Source organism: Streptomyces sp. NPDC042100, assembly GCF_055582325.1.
In genome coordinates this window covers 33,334-52,548 of sequence record NZ_JBVJDK010000008.1, presented here as the reverse complement: position 1 = coordinate 52,548, position 19,215 = coordinate 33,334, and the positions used below count along the sequence as shown (strand labels likewise).

Annotated in this window: 18 protein-coding genes; 8 read left to right on the top strand and 10 right to left on the bottom strand. The window is 72.8% G+C overall.

The features are described 5' to 3' along the window. The first annotated feature begins 69 nt into the window (after positions 1-69). Positions 70-2,133, top strand: a complete 2,064-nt coding sequence (locus tag ACZ6J5_RS19190) for a hypothetical protein (RefSeq protein ID WP_469392983.1) — start codon at positions 70-72, stop codon at positions 2,131-2,133. A gap of 4 nt (positions 2,134-2,137) precedes the next feature. Further along, the gene (locus ACZ6J5_RS19185; RefSeq protein WP_469392981.1) at positions 2,138-3,670 is read left to right on the top strand and encodes an ABC transporter substrate-binding protein; all 1,533 of its coding nucleotides are present in this window, start codon (positions 2,138-2,140) and stop codon (positions 3,668-3,670) included. On the opposite strand, the gene ccsB is transcribed toward ACZ6J5_RS19185, so the two are convergent. The 7 genes from ccsB to hemL all read right to left on the bottom strand — a co-directional run bounded on the left by ccsB (position 3,671) and on the right by hemL (position 11,293). Beyond that, positions 3,671-4,750 (bottom strand): c-type cytochrome biogenesis protein CcsB, encoded by a 1,080-nt coding sequence (gene ccsB / locus ACZ6J5_RS19180; RefSeq protein WP_469392979.1) that lies wholly within the window; start codon positions 4,748-4,750, stop codon positions 3,671-3,673. Beyond that, a complete protein-coding gene (gene resB, locus ACZ6J5_RS19175; protein WP_469392977.1) occupies positions 4,747-6,426 on the bottom strand; it encodes a cytochrome c biogenesis protein ResB in 1,680 nt (559 codons plus the stop codon). The genes ccsB and resB overlap by 4 nt, the downstream gene beginning before the upstream one ends. A gap of 11 nt (positions 6,427-6,437) precedes the next feature. Further along, on the bottom strand, positions 6,438-7,175 hold the full coding sequence (locus ACZ6J5_RS19170) for a cytochrome c biogenesis CcdA family protein (RefSeq protein WP_469392975.1): 738 nt from the start codon (positions 7,173-7,175) through the stop codon (positions 6,438-6,440). A gap of 10 nt (positions 7,176-7,185) precedes the next feature. Continuing rightward, on the bottom strand, positions 7,186-7,791 hold the full coding sequence (locus ACZ6J5_RS19165; RefSeq protein ID WP_469392973.1) for a TlpA family protein disulfide reductase: 606 nt from the start codon (positions 7,789-7,791) through the stop codon (positions 7,186-7,188). Between the two features lie 78 nt (positions 7,792-7,869). Further along, positions 7,870-9,120: a polysaccharide deacetylase family protein gene (locus tag ACZ6J5_RS19160; RefSeq protein ID WP_469392971.1), complete on the bottom strand. Its 1,251-nt coding sequence runs from the start codon at positions 9,118-9,120 to the stop codon at positions 7,870-7,872. Positions 9,121-9,281: 161 nt separating this feature from the next. Beyond that, complete coding sequence (locus ACZ6J5_RS19155) at positions 9,282-9,989, bottom strand: histidine phosphatase family protein (protein ID WP_469392969.1); 708 nt, start codon at positions 9,987-9,989, stop codon at positions 9,282-9,284. Then, entirely contained in the window at positions 9,986-11,293 is a 1,308-nt protein-coding gene (gene hemL / locus ACZ6J5_RS19150; RefSeq protein ID WP_469392967.1) for a glutamate-1-semialdehyde 2,1-aminomutase, read from the bottom strand. Before hemL ends, ACZ6J5_RS19155 begins: the two co-directional genes overlap by 4 nt. A 244-nt stretch (positions 11,294-11,537) precedes the next feature. Here hemL and ACZ6J5_RS19145 point away from each other — a divergent pair, with 244 nt between their 5' ends. Further along, complete coding sequence (locus tag ACZ6J5_RS19145) at positions 11,538-12,152, top strand: hypothetical protein (protein WP_469392965.1); 615 nt, start codon at positions 11,538-11,540, stop codon at positions 12,150-12,152. A gap of 112 nt (positions 12,153-12,264) precedes the next feature. On the opposite strand, the gene ACZ6J5_RS19140 is transcribed toward ACZ6J5_RS19145, so the two are convergent. After that, the gene (locus tag ACZ6J5_RS19140; RefSeq protein ID WP_469392963.1) at positions 12,265-14,232 is read right to left on the bottom strand and encodes an APC family permease; all 1,968 of its coding nucleotides are present in this window, start codon (positions 14,230-14,232) and stop codon (positions 12,265-12,267) included. 244 nt (positions 14,233-14,476) lie between these two features. Here ACZ6J5_RS19140 and ACZ6J5_RS19135 point away from each other — a divergent pair, with 244 nt between their 5' ends. Next, positions 14,477-14,908, top strand: a complete 432-nt coding sequence (locus tag ACZ6J5_RS19135) for a MerR family transcriptional regulator (protein WP_469392961.1) — start codon at positions 14,477-14,479, stop codon at positions 14,906-14,908. Positions 14,909-15,054: 146 nt separating this feature from the next. Here ACZ6J5_RS19135 and ACZ6J5_RS19130 read toward each other — a convergent pair whose 3' ends face one another. After that, positions 15,055-15,903, bottom strand: a complete 849-nt coding sequence (locus ACZ6J5_RS19130; RefSeq protein WP_469392959.1) for an ABC transporter substrate-binding protein — start codon at positions 15,901-15,903, stop codon at positions 15,055-15,057. Between the two features lie 251 nt (positions 15,904-16,154). On the opposite strand from ACZ6J5_RS19130, the gene ACZ6J5_RS19125 reads away from it, so the two are divergent. From ACZ6J5_RS19125 to ACZ6J5_RS19115, 3 genes are all read left to right on the top strand, one after another. Continuing rightward, a complete protein-coding gene (locus ACZ6J5_RS19125; RefSeq protein ID WP_469392957.1) occupies positions 16,155-16,397 on the top strand; it encodes a hypothetical protein in 243 nt (80 codons plus the stop codon). Positions 16,398-16,500: 103 nt separating this feature from the next. Then, positions 16,501-17,352 carry a DUF6597 domain-containing transcriptional factor gene (locus tag ACZ6J5_RS19120; protein WP_469392955.1) on the top strand — a complete coding sequence of 284 codons (852 nt, stop codon included), beginning with the start codon at positions 16,501-16,503 and terminating at the stop codon, positions 17,350-17,352. A gap of 14 nt (positions 17,353-17,366) precedes the next feature. Next, entirely contained in the window at positions 17,367-17,918 is a 552-nt protein-coding gene (locus tag ACZ6J5_RS19115; protein WP_469392953.1) for a GNAT family N-acetyltransferase, read from the top strand. Here ACZ6J5_RS19115 and ACZ6J5_RS19110 read toward each other — a convergent pair. Beyond that, a complete protein-coding gene (locus ACZ6J5_RS19110) occupies positions 17,887-18,330 on the bottom strand; it encodes a GNAT family N-acetyltransferase (RefSeq protein WP_469392951.1) in 444 nt (147 codons plus the stop codon). The two genes, ACZ6J5_RS19115 and ACZ6J5_RS19110, sit on opposite strands and share 32 nt — an antisense overlap. A gap of 89 nt (positions 18,331-18,419) precedes the next feature. Between ACZ6J5_RS19110 and ACZ6J5_RS19105 the strand changes: the two genes are divergently transcribed. Next, positions 18,420-19,199, top strand: coding sequence for a Mut7-C RNAse domain-containing protein (locus ACZ6J5_RS19105; RefSeq protein ID WP_469392949.1), 780 nt, complete (start codon positions 18,420-18,422; stop codon positions 19,197-19,199). Positions 19,200-19,215 lie beyond the last annotated feature (16 nt).

Below are 19,215 nucleotides of genomic sequence, written 5' to 3'. Positions count from 1 at the left end.
CAACACCCGCTCGATATCCTGGACTTCAGGATGTGACGGGGCACGTCTGGTGGGATGCGGGGGTGGCGGGTGGACAGAGTCCTCTACGGTCGCGAGGCGGTGTTCCACGAGACGGGACTCGCGGCGCGGCTCATCGGGCTCCGCGGCGAGGACTTCGCCCGCGTCCCCTACGAGCACGGCGAGGATCCGCCCGTCGTCGTCTTCACCGGCGGGCGCGGCATGGGCAAGACCGCCCTGCTCAAACAGCTCCGCTCCACCTACAAGGGCGCCACCCCGCTCGCGATGATCGACTGCGCCCGGATCGAGCCGCCCGCCGACCACGGGCCCGGCTGGACCGAGCTCACCGGCGCGCTCGCCGAGCTCGCCGTGCAGCTGTCGCCGCGGGTGACCGGCGCCAAGTCCGTGCAGTTCCCGCGCCTTTCGCTGGGCCTGGTCGCGGTCGCCTCCATCAGCTGGAGCCACGAGGACGAGGAGCGGGCCCAGCGCGACCTCCAGCGGCTCGGCCCGGTGCTCTCCACCGTGGACGCCACCAAGGGCGCCGCCACCAACTGGGTCACCAAGGTCCTCACCAAGCTGGCCGCCACCTTCGCCGACGCCGCCGTCCCGCTGGCCGGGCTGCTCGCCGAGGCCACCGTGGAGACCGTCCTGGAGGAGGTGTTCGGCCGCTTCCACCAGAAGTCCGAAAGCTGGTACGGGAGTTACCGCAACGCCGGCGGCCGGGGCAAGGCCGGGCTCCAGCAGCTCGCCATCGACTTCGAGCAGGGCGGCCGACGCCGCCAGGAGGCCGAGGGCTTCCTGGTCGGCGCCCTCGTCGAGGACCTCGGCCAGGCCTACAAGGGGCTCACCCGGGTCGGCACCCGCCGCGGCCGGCCGGTGCTGCTCCTCGACAACGCCCACGTCGAGCTCGGCCGCCGGCTGGTCGAGCCGGTCCTGCGGGCCCGCCACGAGGGGCGCCGCGACAGGCTCGTCATCCTCGCCGCCTCCCGGCTCCGGCAGCACGAGGGGCTGCGGCACGCCCGCCGGCTGCGGCTGCCCGAGACCGCCCACCGGGCGCCCTGCGAGCGCGGCGGCGACATCACCTCCGGCATCCTCGCCGTCGAGCTCACCCCGCTCTCCGCCGCCCAGACCCAGGCCGCCTTCGACCGGCTCGACCCCTCCGGGCTCACCCCCGCCGACCTGGCCCGGGGCGTGCACCGGCTGACCGGCGGCCGGCCGCTCGGCGTGGCCCTGCTCGGCCTGGCCGCCGCCGAGACCCCGCGCGCCCGGCGGCCCCACCTCACCCCCGGCGCCCTGCTCGACCTGGACGTCGAGCTGCGCGAGGACGCCCACCCGGTGCCGGTCGCCCCGGCACTGCTCGCCGCGCTGCTCCCGCAGCCGCGCCTGGAGCCCTTCACCGTGCTGGCCGCCGCCCACGACGAGGCCTCGGCCCGGCTGCTCGCCCGGACCCGGCTGCACACCGAGTCCCGCGACGGCGACATGGCGCTGCGGGTCCGCGACCAGCTGCGCGCCGAGGACTGGCCGGAGGGCCCCGAGCACTTCGTCGCCGACCCGCTGCTGCGCGCCCTGCTGCTGCACCGGCTGCGCTTCGCCGACGGGGACCCCCGGCACGGGGCCTGGCGCGCGGTCCACGAGACCCTGCACCGGCACTACGACACGGCCGCCGTCCTGCCGTACCGGCTCTACCACGAGCTCGCCCTGGGCCGGGCCGAGGACGCCGTGGCCCATCTGCGAACCACCTTCCACGAGCCCGACGTGGTCGGCTGGCTGGGGCGGCTGCGGTTCATCGCCTCCGCGCCCCGGCCGCGCGACGCCGGGGCCGAGGGCCCCGACCCGCGCCGGGACGCCGCGCTCGGGCGGCGGACGCCGGACCGGCTGCCCGCCGGTCTCGACGCCGACACCACCGAACTCCACCTGTCCGTACGGCGCCTGCTGCACGCCGTATGGCTGCTCACCGATCCGCTCGCCCTGCCGGACGAGGACGTCACCGAGAAGCTGGCGCACGAGCTGCGCCAGCTGTCGGGGCGCCATCTGACCGGCAACAGCCCGCTGTGGGACGCGGCCACCTCCTGGCCGCGGGACATTCACGCCTGGCGGCGGCCCTCGCTGCCGCCCGGCCGCGAGGACGGAGTCTGAGGCCATGGCCAACCGGCTGCGCAACCGTTACCTCTACACCCCGAGACAGAAGCTGCTCGCCCTGCTGGTCGCGCTGGTCGTCCTCGGCGTGCCCCTGGGCTACGGGATCAACTCCTGGCTCACTCCGCAGGACCGTTCCTGCGCGGCGGGTGTCGCGCGCCCCGACGGTTCCGACGAGTGCGTCGGCGTCAACGGCGACGGCTACGCCTTCGGGGTCGCCGACCTCGCCGAGATCGCCGGGCTGATCCGGCGCGAGAACGAGACCCTCAAGCCCGACACGTACGCCACCGTCGCCGCCCTGCTCCCGCTGACCTCGACCGACCCGGGGATGCGGATCAAGGTCCTGCACGAGCTCCAGGGCGCCTACGCCCGCCAGTACCGGGCCAACCACGAGTCCAACAGCGAGACCCCGAAGATCCGCCTGGTGCTCGCCAACACCGGCAAGGGCAACGCCCACTGGGAGAACGCCGTCGACCGGCTCAAGCTCATGACCGGGGCGCCCGACCGGCTGCGCGCGGTCACCGGCGTCGCCACCTCCTCCACCGAGATACGCCAGGCGGTGGCGGCACTGACCGGCGCCGGCATCGCCGTCGTCGGCACCACCATCACCGCCGACGACATCGCCAACGGGCCCGGCGCCAACCGCTACCCCGGACTGGCCCGGGTCTCCCCCACCAACAGCGACGAGGCCAAGGCGCTGGCCCACTTCGGCCGGGTGAACGCCGCCAAGGCGCTGCTCGTCCAGGACACCCGCACCGGCGACCACTACACCGACACCCTGAAGGCGGCGTTCGCCGCCTCCCTCAAGGGCGCCCCCTACGAGCCGCAGCTGTTCACCTCGCCGCCGGACCCGACCGACGAGGGCACCACGGCCAACACCTTCCGGCAGATCACCCATCTCATCTGCGACACCCGCGCCGAGACGGTCTTCTTCGCCGGACGCCACACCCAGCTGCGCCAGTTCATCAACGCCCTGGGGGCCCGCGGCTGCGCCGAGCGGCCGTTCACCATCCTGACCGGCGACGAGGGCTCCTACCTGGGCGCCGACGCGCAGCTCAACCGCGCCGCCCTCAAGGGCCGGCTGACCGTGCGCTACGCCGCGCTCGCGCACCCCGACGCCTGGCGCCCCGCGCCCGGTCGGCCGGTCCCGGCGACGGGCGGCTCGACGGTCGCGTACCAGACCTTCACCGGCGACGTCGCGCGCGCCTCCGCGAAGCCGGTGGCGCTGGCCGACGGGCAGGCGATCGTCGCGTACGACGCGATGGCGACGGCCGTCCACGCGATCCGGCAGGCGACCCCGGACAAGGCCGCCTACCCGGAGCTCGCCGACGTCGTCTCGCAGTGGCCGCAGGTGAAGGGATCGCTGCGGGTGGAGGGCGCCGGCGGCTGGATCTGCCTGGACAACTACGGCAATCCGTACAACAAGGCGGTCCCGATCGTCGAGCTCGCCCAGGACGGCAGCCAGCGCTTCGTGGAGATCGCCTGGCCGGAGGGGAAGCCTCCGGCCGCCAGCTGCCTGCCGCCCCGGACGAACTGATCAGACGCCCGCGTAGGAGTGCTTGCTGGTGACGAAGATGTTCACGCCGTAGTAGTTGAAGAGGAAGCAGCCGAAGGCGATGAGCGCGATGTAGGCGGCCTTGCGGCCCTTCCAGCCGGCGGTCGCCCGCGCGTGCAGGTAGGCGGCGTAGCCGACCCAGGTGATGAAGGCCCAGACCTCCTTGGCGTCCCAGCCCCAGTAGCGGCCCCACGCGTCGCCGGCCCAGATCGCGCCGGCGATGATCGTGAAGGTCCACAGCGGGAAGGTCGCCGCGTTGACCCGGTACGCGAACTTGTCCAGGGTCGCCGCGGAGGGCAGCCGCTCCATCACCGAGGTGGTGAAGGCGCTCGGCTTGCCGCCGCCGGCCAGCTTGTTCTCGTAGGAGTCGCGCAGCAGGTACGCCGCCGTGGCGACGGCGCCGAGGAAGAGCACCGCGCCGCAGATGATGGCGGTGGAGACGTGGATCCACATCCAGTACGAGTGCAGCGCGGGCACGAGCTGGTCGCTGGAGGTGTACAGCACCGTGGTGGCCAGGCCGAGGTCCAGGAGGACGACGGTGACCAGCGGGAGGCCGATCCAGCGGACGTTCTTCTTCGCCGCGAGGAAGCCGAGGAACGCGCCGACCGCCACCGTGGAGAAGGTGGTGGAGAACTCGTACATGTTGCCCCAGGGGGCCCGCTGCACGGCCAGCGCCCGGACGACGACGCTGGTCGCCTGGATCGCGAAGGCGAGCACGGTCAGCGAGATCGCCATCCGGCCGTACAGGTCGCCCTTGACGGTGCCGCCGGCCGCGCCGGGGCCGTCCGGCACGTCCCGGGCGCCGGCCGCCGAGCGGACGACGACCTTCGGACGGTCCAGGACGGCGGTGCCGCCCGCCGCCGACCGCTCGGTGACCGACGGGGCCTTCCCGGCCTCGGGTCCGGTCAGCGCGGCGGCCGTGCGGGCCACCTTGCTGCGGCTGCCGAGCACCCACTCGGCGATGTAGAACAGGAAGGCCAGGGTGTAGACGGCCATCGAGGAGTAGATGAGCGTGTTGCTCAGCTGCGCCATGCTCTCGTTGGTGGTGGCGGCGAGATTCACTTCTCAGCCCCTTCGGCAGGTTCTTCGGAGGTGGGTTCCGGCGCGGTCGGCGCCTCGGTGGTGAGCGTGACCGCGAGCTCGGCCAGCTCCTCGGGCAGCTTGGCGGACTCGCTCCGGCCAAGACCTGCCATCTCGACGACGGTGACGCCGTCCTCGCCCCGGACGGCCCGCACCCAGACCCGGCGGCGCTGGATGAACAGCGAGCCGCTGAGGCCGAGGATCGCGGCGACCGCGCCCGCGAGGGCGAGGCCGTTGCCGGGCTGCTGGGTGATGGAGAAGCTGGCCCATTCCTTGATCTCCTTCTCGAAGGTGATCGAGCCCGCTCCGTCCGGCAGCGTCATGGTCTCCCCGGGCAGCAGCCGGTTGGCGCTGCCCGTACCGCCCTGGACCTTGAACTGCTTCATCTTGGAGGTGTCCAGCTGGTACACGTTCTGCGGCAGCCCGGAGTCCACGCGCAGGTCGCCGTGGTAGCCGGTGACGGCCATCACGGGGAAGTCGAGCGCCGGGAACTGCGAGAACATCTGCCCCTTGCCGGCACCGGCGAAGGTCGGCACGAAGAAGGCGTTGAAGCCGAGCTGCTCCTTCTTGCCGTTCTTGTCGCGGTAGCCGTCCATGACCTTGATCGCGCCGGTCGAGGTGACGTTGTTGTCGAAGGGCAGCAACGGGACGGCGCCGTGGTAGACGACCTTGCCCCGGCCGTCCTTGACGGTGACGACCGGCGCGTAGCCGTGGGCGATGAGGAAGACCTTGGCGTCGCCGACCTTCAGCGGCTCGTTGACGCGGATGATCGCCTTCTTCTCCGGCGAGCCGACCTCGGACCAGCGCACGGCCGCCTCGAAGGTGCGCGGGGTGCCGCGCTGGGGGCCGCTCTTCTCGTACGTGCCGGTGAAGCTGTCCAGGGTGAAGCTGAACGGCTCCAGCTCGTCGGTGCCGAACTGCGAGCCCGACTTGAAGTCGTCGTACTGGGTGAGCGTGTTGGAGAAGCCGTCGCCCTCGACGATCAGCTTGCCGCCCTCGGACTTGAACATCACGCCCCAGGCGAAGGCCACCAGCATGACGATCAGGGCGACGTGGAAGACCAGGTTGCCGGCCTCGCGCAGATAGCCCTTCTCGGCGGCGACGGCGTCCCCGGCGGCGTGCGCCCGGTAGCGGCGCTTCCTCAGCATCGCCAGCGCGGCCTCGCGGACCCGCTCGGGCTCGGCCTCGGTGCGCCAGGTCGTGTACGCGGGCAGCCGGGTGAGGCGCTTGGGGGCGCCCGGCGGGCGGCTGCGGAGCTGGCCGACGAACTGCCAGGTGCGGGGCACGATGCAGCCGATCAGCGAGACGAACAGCAGGATGTAGATCGCGGAGAACCACACCGAGCCGTAGACGTCGAAGAGCTGGAGCTTCTCGTAGATCGGCGTGAGCGTCTCGTGCGCCTCCTTGAAGGTGCGCACCTTCACCTCGTCCGCGCTGGTCTGCGGAATGAGGGAGCCCGGGATGGAGCCGAGCGAGAGCATGAAGAGCAGGATCAGCGCGACCCGCATGGAGGTGAGCTGGCGCCAGCACCAGCGGACCCAGCCGAGTGGGCCGAGGGAGGGACCGCCGATGACGGTCTCCTCCTTGGGAGCGGTGGAGAGCTGGGCCCCGGCCTCGCCGAGGGACTCCCGCTGCTCCGTCGTTTCGGTGTTGCTCATGTCGAAAACCCTCAGATCCCCACCGTGAAGCCGCTGGACCAGCCCTGCATGTCGGCCACCATGCTGTCCCACACTCCTGTGAGCAGCAGCAGACCGGTGACGATCATCATCGCGCCGCCGATCCGCATCACCCAGGTGTAGTGCTTCTTGACCCAGCCGAACGCCCCCAGCGCCTTGCGGAAGGCGACGGCGGTCAGGATGAACGGGAGCCCGAGACCGAGGCAGTACGCGACGGTCAGCAGCGCCCCGCGACCGGCGCTGGCCTCGTTGGCGGCGAGCGCGGTGACGGAGGCGAGGGTCGGGCCGATGCAGGGCGTCCAGCCGATGCCGAAGAGCGCGCCGAGCAGCGGGGCGCCGACGAGCCCGGTGACGGGCTTGCGGTGGAAGCGGAACTCGCGCTGGGTGAACCAGGGCATGAGGCCGATGAAGAAGACGCCCATGAGGATCATGAGCACGCCGAGGACCGTGGTGAGCGTCCCGCGGTACTCCTGGAGGGTGGAGCCGAAGTAGCCGAAGAGCGCGCCGCCGGAGACGAACACGATGGTGAAGCCGAGCACGAAGAGGCCCGCGCCCGCGGCCATCCGGCCGCGCCGGGCCTCGGCGAGGTCGGTGCCGGTGACGCCGGTGACGTAGCTCAGGTAGCCGGGGACGAGCGGCAGCACGCACGGCGAGAAGAAGGAGATCAGACCGCCGAGCACGGCGATGGGCAGGGCCAGCGGAAGGGCTCCGCTGAAGACCGTCTCGTTCACGTCGTCCCTCTCACTTCTCCGCGATCAAGGGGTCGATCATGGAGCGGAGCTTGGCCTCGTCGAGGGCCATCAGCGAGCGCGCGGCGACCTTGCCGTCCTTGTCCAGGACGACGGTGGAGGGGATGGCCTGCGGGTTGAGCGTGCCCTTGGGGAAGCCGCTCACGATGAGCTTGCCGGCCGGGTCGTAGAGGCTCGGGTAGGGCACCCCGTAGTCCGCCTCGAAGGCGAGCGCGGGCTGCTTGTTGGGGTCGCGGGTGTTGATGCCCACGAACTCCACGCCCTTCGGCTTGAGCTCCTTGGCGACCTTGGCGAAATGCGGTGCCTCGGCCCGGCACGGCGGGCACCAGGAGCCCCAGACGTTGAGGACGACGACCTTGCCCTTGAGGTCGGCGACGTCGAGCCGCTTGCCTTCCAGGGTCTCGCCGGCGAGGTCGGAGACCGGCTTGCGCTCGCCCTTCGCGACGGTGGAGACACCGCCCGTGTTGGTCACGAACCCGGTGTCGCCCCCGCCCCCGGACTTGCCGTTGGTGTCCGAGCTGCAGGCCGAGAGGACGAGGGCGGTCGTCACGGCTCCGACGGCGAGCAGGGTGCGTCGAGAGGCACGGCTAAGACTCATGTGAAAAAGTTTCGCATGGGCGTTTCGCGGATCTTGGGCACCCCCCTACGTGCCCAAGATGCCCCTTGTCAAGATCGCTTAAGCCGGCCTGAGGAACTCGTTCCAGCCGCCCGCCGGGGCCTTGCCGACCTCCAGGGTACGCAGCTTGGCGAGGATCTTCGGGTCCTGGACGTCCAGCCAGTCGCAGAACTGGCGGAAGGAGACGAGCCGGACGTCCTTCTTGCCGGCCATGCCCTTGAGGGCCTCCTCGACGGCGTCCATGTAGATGCCGCCGTTCCACTGCTCGAAGTGGTTGCCGATGTAGAAGGGGGCGCGGTTGGTCTCGTAGGCCCGCCGGAATCCGGACAGGTACGCCTCGGTGGCCTGCTTGCGCCAGCCCGGGTAGCGGGAGGGCATCCCCTTGGTGGAGTTCTTCGACTGGTTGGCCAGCATGTTGTAGTCCATCGAGAGGACCTCGAAGGAGTGCCCGGGGAAGGGCACGGCCTGGAGCGGCAGGTCCCACAGCCCGCCGCGCTTGACCGGCCACATCTGGCGCCCGCCCGGGGAGCTGGCGTCGTAGCGCCAGCCGAGCCGCTTGGCGGTGGGCAGCAGGTTGTCCTGGCCGAGCAGGCAGGGGGTGCGCCCGCCGACGAGCTCCTTGGTGTAGTCGAAGGGCAGCGGGTCGAGGTCGGTCCAGCCGGTGTTCGTCTTCCACTTGGTGACGAAGCCGACCGCCTGGTCGATCTCGCTCTGCCACTGGGCGGGGGTCCAGCGGGCGACGGTGCCGGAGCCGGAGCAGAAGTGCCCGTTGAAGTGGGTGCCGATCTCGTGGCCTTCGAGCCAGGCCTGGCGGACGTACTTCAGGGTCTGCTTGACGTGGTCGTCGGTGAGGTAGCCGATGTCGGAGGCGCCGACGCGGTTGTTCGGCGGGCGGTAGAGCGTGGCCTTCGACTCGGGCAGGAGGTAGAGCCCGGAGAGGAAGAAGGTCATCGCCGCGTCGTGGCTCTTGGCCAGTTCGAGGAAGCGCGGGAAGAGGCCGTTGCCGACCTCGCCGGCCCCGTCCCAGGAGAAGATCACGAACTGCGGCGGGGTCTGACCGGGTTCGAGCGGCACGGGCGCGTCGGGCTGGTTCGGCTGCTTGCCGGTGTCGGAGGTGGAGCCGTCGCCGATCAGCCGGCCCTGGTCCCTCGTGGGCGCGGGGGTGTCCGGGCCGCCCGAGACGTCGCCGCCCTTGCCGGGTCCGGAACGTCCGCCCTTGCCCTCGTCGTTACTCGTACATCCGGCGATACCGAGCGCGGCCGCGACACCCACCCCGGCCCCCAGCAGACCCCTTCGACTGATCCCGCGCATGACATCCCCATTCGCGCTGACGTATGACCTGACGTCATTCCAAACCGACAAACAGTGAGATGTCAGGAGGAACACGAAGGTTCCGGAAAACAGAACAAATATTTCAGGGCGGTCCGTGTGGTTGATCACTCCGGACCGCCCCGAACAATAGAGCGGAAAGGCTACGCCCCGAAGGCCTTGGCCTTACCCTTCACAGGCTTCGCACCGGCGCGCAGGTGCACCGGCACCAGATCCAGCGCCGGCTCGCTGTAGCCGACCGACACGATCGTGTCCCCTCGGTACGTGAACGAGGTCAGCGAGGCCAGCGTGCACTGCCGGCGCCGCGGGTCGTGCCACAGCCGGCGCTTCTCCACGAAGCTGCGCACGATCCAGATCGGCAGCTGGTGGCTCACGCACACCGCCTCGTGCCCGCGCGCCGCGTCCTTCGCCGCGTCGAGGGCGCCCATCATCCGGACCACCTGCTCCACGTACGGCTCGCCCCAGGACGGCTGGAACGGGTTGGTCAGGTGCTTCCAGTTGCCCGGCTTGCGCAGCGCGCCGTCGCCGACGCCGAAGGTCTTGCCCTCGAACACGTTGGCCGCCTCGATCAGGCGCCCGTCCGTGGCCAGGTCCAGGCCGTGGGTCTTGGCGATCGGCGTGGCCGTCTCCTGCGCCCGCTCCAGCGGCGAGGCCACCACGTGCGTGATGTCCCGGCCCGCCAGGTGCTCGGCGACCCGGTCGGCCATCTGCCGGCCCAGCTCGGACAGGTGGTAGCCGGGGCGGCGCCCGTACAGCACCCCGTCCGGGTTGTGGACCTCGCCGTGCCGCATCAGGTGCACGACGGTGATGTCGTCGGCGCTCACGTTCTCCTCGGGGCGGACGTCGCTCATGCCGTGGCCTCCGCGGCGGCGCGGGCGGCGGCGGGCAGCGCGGCGGCGATCCGCTCGACGGCCCGCTCGTCGTGGGCGGCCGACACGAACCAGGACTCGAACGCCGACGGCGGCAGGTAGACCCCGTCCGCGAGCATCGAGTGGAAGAAGGCGTTGAAGCGGAACGCCTCCTGCTTCTTCGCGTCCTCGTAGTTCCGCACCTCGGCGGAGGCGAAGAAGACCGAGAACATGTTGGAGGCGGTCTGGAGCCGGTGCGCCACGCCCTCCTTGGCCAGCGCGTCCGTCACCAGGCCCTGGATCTCGGCGGAGACCGCGTCCACCTTCGCGTACGCGGCGTCGTCGAGCAGCCGCAGCTGCGCGAGGCCCGCGGCGGTGGCGACCGGGTTACCGGACAGGGTGCCCGCCTGGTAGACCGGGCCCGCCGGGGCCAGGTGCCCCATCACGTCGGCGCGGCCGCCGAAGGCCGCCGCCGGGAAGCCGCCGCCCATGACCTTGCCGAAGGTCATCAGGTCCGGCCGCACCCCGTCCACGCCGTACCAGCCGGCCCGCGAGGTGCGGAAGCCGGTCATGACCTCGTCGGAGATGAACAGCGCGCCGTTCTTCTCGCAGGCGTCCTTCAGCCCCTGGTTGAAGCCCGGCAGCGGCGGGACCACGCCCATGTTGCCCGGCGACGCCTCGGTGATCACACAGGCGATCTCGCCCGGGTACCGGTGGAAGGCCTCGTGCACGGCCTCCAGGTCGTTGTACGGCAGCACGATCGTGTCGCCCGCCTGCGCGCCCGTCACCCCGGGCGTGTCCGGCAGGCCGAAGGTGGCGACACCCGAGCCCGCCGCGGCCAGCAGCGCGTCCACGTGCCCGTGGTAGCAGCCGGCGAACTTGACGACCTTGGCGCGGCCGGTGAAGCCGCGGGCCAGCCGGATCGCCGACATGGTCGCCTCGGTGCCGCTGGACACCAGCCGGACCTGCTCGACCGGCTCGACCCGCGCGACGATCTCCTCCGCCAGCGCGACCTCGCCCTCGCCCGGCGTGCCGAACGAGGTGCCGCGGGCCACCGCGTCCTGCACCGCCGCCGTCACCTCGGGGTGCGCGTGGCCGAGGATCATCGGCCCCCACGAGCACACGAGGTCGACGTACTCACGCCCGTCGGCGTCGGTGAGGTACGGACCGGTACCCGACACCATGAACCGGGGCGTACCGCCCACGGCACGGAAGGCGCGCACCGGTGAGTTCACGCCGCCGGGCGTCACGAGGGACGCGCGGTCGAAAAGCGTCTGTGAGACTGGGGCTTCGTATGAATACGGCACTGGGATCCTGACCTGCGAGTACGGAGGGATGGAGTGAGCATCCCCGGAATTACGCCGGGGCGGCGGTCCTCCGCGTCTGCGAAACTGGGGCGTCATAGGGATGGCTCACGGAATCCATGGTGTCAGAGGCCACGGCGTTCTTGCGGACAGGTGTTTCACCGTACGAACGTGGGGGAGGTCATTGTCACGATGATCGGGTCGCGCCGCGGAGACGCGCGGCCCGGAACAGCAGTCGGGTGGAGATATGCATCGCGGTGGCGGACCGGGCGAGGGGACTGACGACCTGGGTCCCGATCCTGTCCGGCGGGGGCGGCACCGGCGCAGGCGGGCCGAGGAGCCGAGGGCGAACGAGCCGCGGACCGGACAGCCCGGGGAGCAGGGAGCGGCCGAACGGAAGGCCGGGGAATCGCGGGGTGGCCGCTTGGGGGTGACGTACAAGTACTTCGGCGCGCCCGACGGCGCCACGGCGGCGCGGGTGCCGATCTCGATGCGCCCCGAGGAGCTCGGCGGCGACGAGCTCGGCATGGGCGGCATGTTCACCAAGATCAAGCCGGAGACCATAGCCGCGATGGTGCTCACCGGCATCCAGGGGATGCCGCTGCACAAGGTGCCCCCGCTGGAACTGGTCGTGCTGCACCCCGACTACGCGGTGGTGAAGCTGCCGATGACCGTGGTCGATCCGCTGCGCGCCATCGGCGAGGAGTCGGTCGGCGCCGCCGCCTTCATCTGGTCCACCGTCCCCGACCGCGGCGGCCCCCGGGACGCCTTCAACGTCTACCAGCTCCTGCACGAGTGGCAGGACTTCTCGGTACGGCTGCACGAGGCGGGCCACCAGCCGTACTGCCTGGTCTGGCCGTGACGCCGGTCCGGCCCTGACGCCGGTCGGGCTCTGACGCCGGTCGGGCTCTGACGCCGGTCGGGCCCTGATCCCTCGGCCCCTCGCTCGGGACCGGCCCCTCGGGACCGGTCGCTCAGGGTGTCCGGCGCGCCGCCTCGGCGGCGGCCCTCGCGCGCTCGGCCGCCAGCTCCCGGGCCGAGGCGAGCCGGTACGGCACGTCGACGACCACGACGTTCTTCATGAACAGCAGCCGGGTCTTGAGCCGCAGCGCGCTCTGGTTGTGCAGCGGCTGCTCCCACCAGCGCCCCACGACGTACTCGGGGATGACGACGGAGAGCACCGCGTCGGCTGACCGCTCGGGCGCGTCGCGGATGTACCGCAGCAGCGGCTGCACGATCGAGCGGTAGGGCGAGTCCAGCACCCGCAGCGGTACGTCGATGCCGTGGGCCTCCCAGGAGGCGCGCAGGGCCGCCGCCCGCTCGGCGTCCTCGGCGACGGTGACCGCCGTCAGCGTCGCCGGCTTGAGGGTCTTCGCGTACGACAGGGCGCGCAGGCTCGGCGCGTTGACCGAGGAGACCAGGACCAGGACGTGGTGGGCGGCGAGCGGCTGCGGCCGGGCGTCGGGGGCCACGGCCACCTCGGCGGCCACGGCGTCGTAGTGGCGGCGCACGCCCTTCATCCCGGCGAACAGCAGCGGCATCGCGATGACGACGATCCAGGCGCCGTGCGTGAACTTGGTGATCAGCACGATGACGAGGACGACCGCCGTCAGACAGGCCCCGAAGGCGTTGATGCCGAGCCGGCGCAGGATGTGCACCCGCTGGGCGGCCCCCTCGGGCGTGGCGAGTTCTCGCCGCCAGTGCCTGACCATGCCCGCCTGGGACAGGGTGAAGGAGACGAAGACGCCGATGATGTAGAGCTGGATGAGCCGGGTGAGGTTGGCGTCGAAGGCGATGATCAGGGCGATCGCGGCCAGCGCGAGCAGCAGGACGCCGTTGGAGTGGACGAGCCGGTCGCCGCGGTGCACGAGCTGCCGGGGCGCGAAGCGGTCGCGCCCGAGCACGGAGGCGAGCATCGGGAAGCCGTTGAAGGCGGTGTTGGCGGCCAGGATCAGCACACCGGCGGTGACGGCCTGGAGGGCGTAGAAGAGGACGTGCCAGTCGCCGAAGGTGGCGCGGCCGATCTGGGCGAGCGCGGTCGAGGTCGGGGTGCCGGGCGGCAGCCCGAGCTCCGTCGGGTCCTCGGCGACGTGCACCTGGTAGACCATCGCGAGCACGGTGATCCCGAAGAACATGGTCACCGAGAGGCCGCCCATCACCGCCAGCGTCGTGGCCGCGTTGCGGCTCTTCGGCTTCTCGAAGGCGGGCACGCCGTTGCTGATCGCCTCGACGCCGGTCAGCGCCGTGCAGCCGGAGGCGAAGGCGCGCAGCCCGAGCAGCAGGAGCGCGACGCCCGAGTAGGTGGACACCGCCTCGACGGGCAGGTCCGCCGACTCGGCGCGGATCGTCGCGCCGGTCGCCATGCGGGCCGCCGCGACCGCGAACATCACGTAGATCACGGTGATGAACGCGTAGGTGGGCAGGGCGAACCAGCGCCCCGACTCCCGCACCCCGCGCAGGTTGAGCCAGGCGAGCACGGCGACGAACACCACCGACATGAGGGTGGCGTGCCCGTCCAGCGAGGGCACGGCGGAGGTGATCGCGGCGACGCCGGAGACGACCGAGACGGCCACGGTCATCACGTAGTCGATGAGCAGCGCGCTGGCCGCGGTCAGCGCGGCGGTCGTCCCCAGGTTCTCGGCGGCCACGACGTACGCCCCGCCGCCGCCCGGATAGGCGTAGCAGGTCTGCCGGTAGGAGGCGACGACCACGAGCAGCAGGACGACGATCCCGATCGCCGCGTACCAGGCCAGATGGAGCACGGCGAGGCCGCCGAGGGCCAGGATCAGCAGGATCTCCTCGGTCGCGTACGCCACCGAGGAGAGCGGGTCGCTGCAGAAGATCGGCAGCGCCAGCCGCTTGGGCAGCAGGGTCTCGCCGAGCCGCGCGCTGTCCAACGGACGTCCGACCAGCAGGCGTTTCGCCACGCTTCCAGCTCTCATAAGTGCTGAAGTTAGGACGAATCGGATGTAATGCACGGAAGCCGCGCCCGCCGGCGCCCCGTACGAGGGGCCGCCGAAGGGCCGCCGCGCGACCGCCGAAGGACACGCAGGACCTCAGGACCTCAGCACCGCAGCACCGCAGCACCGCAGCACCGCAGCACCGCAGCACCGCAGCACCGCAGCACCGAAGGACTGAAGGACTGAAGGACCGCCGAACGACCCGCCCGAGGAAGGACCCGACACCGTGAGCACCACGCGCACCGCCCCCCGCCCGCCCGGCGAGCCCCTGCAGATCGGCGAGGTCGCCGCCCGCACGGAACTGCCGCTGCGCACCATCAGGCAGTACGAGGACAGCGGCCTCGTCGTCCCCTCCGCCGCCTCCGAGGGCGGCTTCCCGCTCTACACGGACGCCGACGTGGCCCGCCTGATGGTGATCCGCCGGATGAAGCCGCTCGGCTTCACCCTCGACGAGACCCGCGACCTGCTCACCGCCGTCGACCGCCTCGCCGCCGACGCCCCGGACACTCCCGACGAACTCGACCCGCCGACCCGCGCCGCCCTCGTCGCCCGCGTCCGCGGCTACGAACGCGCGGCGACGGAACGCGTGGCGGAGCTCCACGCCCAGCTGACCAGGGCGGAGGAGTTCGCGAACTCGCTGCGGGCGCGGCTGCCGTAGGGGCGGGGACTCGGGCGCGCCGGCTCAGGGCGCGCGGGGAGCGCCCAGGCGCTCGGGAAGCGCGGGCGCCCGGGAAGCGCGGGCGCCGGGCGCTCGGCGCTCGCGTTCGCGCCTCGGGCGCGCTCACGCGCGGGGCGGCGCCGGGTTTACGGCTCGCGGTCCTCCAGAGCCGCCGCCAGGTCCCGCAGGAAGCGGGCGCAGGCCGCCGGGCTCGGCGGGGTCTCCGGGTTCCAGGGCGCGAGCCGGGCGCCCGGCGGGACCGCGTGCGGCGGCACCGCGTTGGCCCGGCTGTCGAACAGCACAAGACCCGGCGCCAGCCCCACGGCGTGCTCCCAGTCGGTCGTCAGCCAGTTCGCGCCCGGCCCCGGACCCGGGTCCACGAACCGCACCCCCAGCTCGGCGAGGAGCGCCAGCTCCGGCCAGGCGTGCGGGCGCGCCAGGTGCACCTGCTCGGGCCCCGCACCGGACAGCGCCAGCACCGTCACATCCGCGCGGCCCGCCGCCGCCCGCACCGCCGCCTCCGCGTCGCCCACCCGCCCGGTGCCCCCCGGCGGCGCGCCCAGCGCGGACGCCAGCTCCCCGAAGCGGCCCACGATCGCCGGCAGTGACAGCTCCCCGCTCACCGAGAGCGCCGCCAGCGCCGTCCCCGACTCCGCCGCCAGGGCCTCGTCGACCGCGTACGGGCTCTTCCCGTCGTACGTCACGTCCACCAGCAGGTCCACCCCGCCCAGCGCCCGCAGCCGCGCCGCGTCCAGCGCCCGACCCGGCCCCAGGTACGGCACGCCCGCCGCCGCCAGACCGCCCGCCTTGACCGGATCGAGCGCCTCGCCGTCGTGCCCCGAGCCGTACACGGCGAGCGGCCGGACCCCCAGGTCCAGCAGCGCCGCCCCGGCCCGCACGTACGCCACCACCCGCTCCGGGGCCCGCCCCGCCGCCAGGGCCGCGCCCCGGTCGTCGGTGAACCCCCAGCCGCCCGTACCGTCCGCGTCAGCCATAGGACCGCTCCCTCCCCGGCCGGAAACCTCCGTCCCCGCCACCTTGAGACGGTTCCGGCGCGCGCACAAGAGGGCCTCCCGCCCCGGACCGCCCCGGGACTTTGGTCCCGGACCCCCCTGCCGAAAGACCCCCAGGGTGGTGTTAACTGAACGGGTCGGGAGGAAGCAGTAGGAATCGACAGCGCCGCGCGGGCGCGCACCCCCTGCCAGGGGCACGCCGCCGTCCGGCGCCCTCCGCCCTGGAGTCAGCCATGACGTTGCCCGGCCAGTTCTCGGACCCCCGCGTCCTCACCCTCTTCGGCCTGCTCGCCCTCTCCGCCGCCGTCTGGGTCGCCGTCGGCCTGCGCGCCCGCGCCCGGCGCGAGCGGGCCCGCACCCCGCTGGAGCGGATCTGGCACCCGCAGGAGACGGTCGCCCTCACCCCCGCCGAGGAGCTCGCCTTCGGCCAGGTCGTCTCCCGCCTCTCCCTGGGCTCGGCCGGCCGCCTCCGCTGAGCCCCCGACTGCCCGGCACTGAGCCCCCGACCGGCCCGCCCGAGCCCCGGTCGGCCCGCACCAGCCCTTGATCGGCCCGCCCGGACCGGCCACCATGCCCGGCATGACCGACGCCACCGGCCCGCGCCGGGACACCCGGGGCATCGTGGACGCCGCCGAGCTGCTCACCCGGGTCCGCTTCCGCCGCCGCTCCCCCGCCCCGCCGCTGCGCCCGTACCTGGAGCACTACTGGCTGATCGACTGGGACCTGAGCGCGCCGTACGCCTCCCGCGTCGTCCCCCACCCCTCGGTGAACGTCGTCTGCGAACGCGGCCCGGACACCGGCGACTCCGCCGTCCTGTCCGGCATCGGGACCGGCCTCTTCACGAAGACGCTGACCGGCACCGGCCGGGTCTGCGGCGCCCAGTTCCGCCCGGGCGGCTTCCGGCCCTTCGCCCCCGCGCGGCCGGCCGCCGAGTGGACCGGCCGGATCGTCCCGCTCGCCGAGGCGTTCCCGCTCGACGGGACCGCCGCGGCCGGCGCCGTCCTGTCCCCCGCCGACGACGACGCGCGCGTGGCCGCGCTCGACGCCCTCCTGCTGGCCCACGGCCCCGCCCCCGACCCGGCCGCCGACGAGGCGATGGCCCTGGTCGACCTGGTCCGCTCCGACCGCACGATGCGCCGCGTCTCCGCGCTCGCCCGCGCGGGCGGGCTCTCGCCGCGCTCGCTGCAGCGCCTGTTCGCCGCGTACGTCGGCGTCGGCCCGAAGTGGGTCATCCTGCGCTACCGCATCCACGAGGCCCTGGAACAGGCCGAGTCCGGCGCCGGGTCCGGGACGGGTGCCGGGCCCGGCACCGACTGGTCCCGGCTCGCCGCCGAGCTCGGCTACAGCGACCAGGCCCATCTCGTACGGGACTTCACGGCGACGGTCGGGGTGCCGCCGAGCACGTACGCCAAGGCGCTGTCAGTGGCGTGACCTAGGGTGCGCGCATGAGCGAACACAACGGCGGCACGGTCCGTCTGGAAGCCTGGTCGGACGCGGACTTCGACCTCCTGAAAGCCATGAACACGCCGGAGCTGATGGAGCATCTGGGCGGCCCGGAGACCGACGAGCAGCTCGCGGCCCGCCAGTTGCGCTACGAGCTGCTGAGCGCCGACCCCGGGCGCCCCGGGACCATGTTCCGGATCGTGCTCCTCCCGGAGGAGGTCCCGGCGGGCGCGATCGGCTTCTGGGAGCACCGCGAGGGCCCCTCGGAGCCGCCGGTGTACGAGACGGGCTGGACCGTGCTGCCCGGCTTCCAGGGCCGGGGCGTCGCCACGGCGGCGACCCTCGCGGTGGTGGAACGGGCCCGCGCGGAGGGCCGTTTCCCCCACCTGCACGCCTACCCGTCCACGGAGAACGCGCCGTCGAACGCGGTGTGCCGCAAGGCCGGCTTCACGCTCCTCGCGGAGCGCGAGTTCGAGTACCCCCCGGGCCGCACGATGCGCTGCAACGACTGGCGCCTGGAGCTCACTCCCCCCGGTGCTTCAGCGACCGGCTGAAGTGGAAGGCGACGATGTCGAAGCGCTCGCGCAGGTAGAAGCGGTGGGCCCCGGTGCGGTGGGTGCCGGAGTCCAGGTTGAGCTCGAAGCAGCCGGCCGCGCGGGCGTGCCCCTCCAGGTGCTCGACCAGCGCGTGCCCGACCCCGGACGACCGGCTGCCCTCGGCGGTCACCAGGTCGTCCACGTACAGCATCCGCACCGCGCTGGTGTTGTCGACGATCCGCCACCCGGCCACGCCCACGCAGGCCCCGCCCCCGTCGTACGCGGCGGTGAACCGCAGCCCCTGCGCGTGCCCCCGCGCGTACACGTCCCGGAAGAGCTCGGGCGTCAGGTGCGGCCGGAGCTCGCGCAGCACCGGCAGGACCTCGGTCTCCAGGCGGGGGTCGCCCGGCTCCACATCGATGATCTTCATGCCGGGACCGTACCCCGAGGGCCCCGCGGCGCCCCGGGACCGGCCGGAATTCCCTGGCCGAGCGGCCGCCCCGGTGCCATCCTGTCCCCGTGAACGGACCGGAGATCCAGATCAGTTTCGCCCCCGCCCTGCGCCTGTTCGTCGCGGCGGACCGCCGCGCGGGACACACCGCCGTGGCGACCGACGGCTCCTCCTCCCTCGGCCACGTCGTCGAGTCGCTGGGCGTGCCGCTCACCGAAGCCGGGCGGCTGCTCGTGGACGGACGCCCGGTCGACCCCTCGCACGTCCCCGCGGCCGGCGAGACCGTCGCCGTCGAGGGCGTCGCGCGCCCCCAGCCGGTCCCCGGTGCCCCGCTCCGCTTCCTGCTCGACGTGCACCTCGGCACCCTCGCCCGGCGGCTGCGCCTGCTCGGCGTCGACGCGGCCTACGAGAGCACCGACATCGGCGACCCGGCGCTGGCCGCGCGGTCGGCGAAGGAGCGCCGGGTGCTGCTCTCCCGCGACCGGGGGCTGCTGCGGCGCCGGGAGCTGTGGGCCGGCGCGTACGTCTACAGCGACCAGCCCGACGCCCAGCTCCGGGACGTGCTCGGCCGCTTCGCCCCGCCGCTGGCGCCCTGGACCCGCTGCACCGCCTGCAACGGGCCGCTGACCGAGGCCGACAAGGACTCCGTGCGCGAGCGGCTGGAGCAGGGCACGCAGACCACGTACGACGTCTTCGCCCAGTGCACCGCGTGCGACCGGGTGTACTGGCGGGGCGCCCACCACGCGCGCCTGGAGGCGATCGTCGCGGCCGCGCTCGCCGAGTTCGGCGCATCCGGCGAGCCCGGCGACTCCGGCGACCCGGCGCGGGGCCTCCCGGCGGCAGGGTGACGGGACGGGCCGGGGC

Excerpts from the sequence above, each read along its gene's own strand:
- ACZ6J5_RS19140 (WP_469392963.1), bottom strand. The coding sequence starts at position 14,232 with ATGAGAGCTGGAAGCGTGGCGAAACGCCTGCTGGTCGGACGTCCGTTG.
- ACZ6J5_RS19145 (WP_469392965.1), top strand. The coding sequence starts at position 11,538 with ATGCATCGCGGTGGCGGACCGGGCGAGGGGACTGACGACCTGGGTCCC.
- ACZ6J5_RS19110 (WP_469392951.1), bottom strand. The coding sequence starts at position 18,330 with ATGAAGATCATCGATGTGGAGCCGGGCGACCCCCGCCTGGAGACCGAG.
- resB (WP_469392977.1), bottom strand. The coding sequence starts at position 6,426 with ATGAGCAACACCGAAACGACGGAGCAGCGGGAGTCCCTCGGCGAGGCC.
- ACZ6J5_RS19185 (WP_469392981.1), top strand. The coding sequence starts at position 2,138 with ATGGCCAACCGGCTGCGCAACCGTTACCTCTACACCCCGAGACAGAAG.
- ACZ6J5_RS19130 (WP_469392959.1), bottom strand. The coding sequence starts at position 15,903 with ATGGCTGACGCGGACGGTACGGGCGGCTGGGGGTTCACCGACGACCGG.
- ACZ6J5_RS19120 (WP_469392955.1), top strand. The coding sequence starts at position 16,501 with ATGACCGACGCCACCGGCCCGCGCCGGGACACCCGGGGCATCGTGGAC.
- ACZ6J5_RS19155 (WP_469392969.1), bottom strand. The coding sequence starts at position 9,989 with ATGAGCGACGTCCGCCCCGAGGAGAACGTGAGCGCCGACGACATCACC.
- ACZ6J5_RS19115 (WP_469392953.1), top strand. The coding sequence starts at position 17,367 with ATGAGCGAACACAACGGCGGCACGGTCCGTCTGGAAGCCTGGTCGGAC.
- ACZ6J5_RS19160 (WP_469392971.1), bottom strand. The coding sequence starts at position 9,120 with ATGCGCGGGATCAGTCGAAGGGGTCTGCTGGGGGCCGGGGTGGGTGTC.
- ACZ6J5_RS19165 (WP_469392973.1), bottom strand. The coding sequence starts at position 7,791 with ATGAGTCTTAGCCGTGCCTCTCGACGCACCCTGCTCGCCGTCGGAGCC.
- ACZ6J5_RS19125 (WP_469392957.1), top strand. The coding sequence starts at position 16,155 with ATGACGTTGCCCGGCCAGTTCTCGGACCCCCGCGTCCTCACCCTCTTC.